Genomic DNA, 1937 nt, shown 5'->3' on the forward strand with positions numbered 1-1937 from the left:
ATTATTTGGATTCAAATGTAGTTATTGATGCTACAGCAAGGAAAACTGCGAATTTTCTGTTGCCATATTTTGAGAAGTTGGAGCCGTCAGAAATCTGCATTCCATCAATCGTTCTTGCTGAATTGGTGTTTGGTGCCCGACATTCCAGAGATTATGAAAAGAATCTGAAAATTGTTTCGGAATTTATAGCTCCATATCGAATAGTTCCTTTTTCAGAAAAAGAAGCTGTTGCCTACGGAAAAATCCGTGAGCAGCTTACAAAAAATGGAAAGTTGATTGGCCCGAACGATATGCTTATTGCGGCGACTGCCCTTGCGAACAATGCGGTTCTTGTAACGCACAATACAGATGAATTTTCCAGGGTCGAGGGGCTGATGATTGAAGACTGGAGAAAATAAAAAGGGGACGGAATGTTCGCCAAAGAGCATGATTCGGATTTTGAAAAAGTGATTTCCCTCCTTGAGGGCCGACGAGCCACAATCTGAACGAGCGGGTGTAAATTCCTCATAAAACATGGATTTTGTAGTTCAATGAAGTTAAGATGATTTTGGAGGTGTGAAATGAAAACAAAAACTTTAGGATGCCTTGCGGCTGCGCTTTGTCTTGCAATGATTTTTCCAGCTTTGGGCTGCTCGACTTTCAATAACCTAAAAAGAGACCTTGCCTCGGTTTCATCATCCTCGTCTTCAGGAAAAAAATCCAACGGCACTAAAACAACTACCACAACCGTATCAGATGACGGAAAGACCGTAACCACAACAATCGTAGAGGACATGTACAGACGCAAGGATACAGGCGAGCCTCGGTACATGACATATTTTTCGCCCGGAAACATCGTCTATTCTGACGGCACCATGACCGACGAGTTCTCCTTCGACAAATCAAAGACCCCTGTCGCGGTTATTTTTGATGCGAAAAACAGGCTCGGCGTTGCGCTCACGATGACAAGCCTTGCATGGGCCGATGAAAAATCCGCAGGATACAAAATGAATTTTAAGACCAGCGGCACTTCAGGCGCTGAAAACTGGAATGTGATAAAGGCCGCCGATTCTGCCGGAACAAAAACGAATGCGCAAAAAAATTATCCGGCGTTCAACTACTGCGCAAATTATTCAACGCCTGGATATAAGAGCGGCTGGTATCTTCCTTCATCTGCCGAACTCAAAACGCTCATGTACTATAAATACAATGTAGAGAATGCGCTTAAAAGAATACCGGGTGCAAAGATGATAAATCCAGGCGCTTCGAAAAATGCAATGGATTCGTATTGGTCTTCAACGCAGTGGGTGTTTACGGGCAATGCAAATCTTGCAAACGATTATAGGGCGGCAGCAACATACGACACCAATCTGTCAGTATCTGGCACAATAAAAAGTATCTCCAACTATGTAAGACCCATACGAAAATTTTAATGGCATACAAAGCGTGAATGCTGCGGCAGTGAACGCACAATGCGGATGAATTTTTCAGAGTCAAGGGACTGTTGGTTGAAGACTTGTAGAAAATAGGGGATTGGAATGTTCACGGAAGAAGATTCTGAAATTGAAATGGTTGTTTCCCAGCTTGAGAACGACGAGGACATGCATTACTTTCTGAGCTACTGCCGGAAGCGAATCGAAGGACTCAGAAAAGAGGCTTTTTCCGATTTGGACAAGTTCATCGATTCGTTCTCCACTCGCGATTTCGAGCGCAGGCGGCGTTTTACAAAAATCATTCTGGATTCCGCAGATTTTTCTCGCTTTAATCCAAAGACGATGAGCCACAACCTGAACGAGCGGGGGTAAATTCCTCAAAAAACATGGATTTTGTAGTTCAATGCGGGTAAGATGTTCTTGGAGGTACGAATATGTCTTATGATTCTGTTGCAAGCGCAATCCCTTCCATGACCTATGACGAGCAGATAAATTTGCTTTCCATATTGATAGATGCCGTGAAGA

Annotated in this window: 3 protein-coding genes; all 3 read left to right on the plus strand. The window is 43.4% G+C overall.

Annotation, left to right across the window (positions count from 1 at the left end; all coding sequences use genetic code 11):
* A partial coding sequence (locus ACKI5B_RS03745) for a type II toxin-antitoxin system VapC family toxin (protein ID WP_407425971.1) occupies positions 1 to 398 on the plus strand: 398 nt, incomplete at its 5' end.
* A 162-nt stretch (positions 399 to 560) separates the two neighbouring features.
* The gene (locus ACKI5B_RS03750; RefSeq protein ID WP_407425973.1) at positions 561 to 1412 is read left to right on the plus strand and encodes an Lcl C-terminal domain-containing protein; all 852 of its coding nucleotides are present in this window, start codon (positions 561 to 563) and stop codon (positions 1410 to 1412) included.
* 105 nt (positions 1413 to 1517) lie between these two features.
* Positions 1518 to 1784, plus strand: a complete 267-nt coding sequence (locus tag ACKI5B_RS03755; RefSeq protein ID WP_407425975.1) for a hypothetical protein — start codon at positions 1518 to 1520, stop codon at positions 1782 to 1784.
* Positions 1785 to 1937 lie beyond the last annotated feature (153 nt).

The organism is Treponema sp. (genome assembly GCF_045657965.1).
Classification (GTDB): domain Bacteria; phylum Spirochaetota; class Spirochaetia; order Treponematales; family Treponemataceae; genus Treponema_D.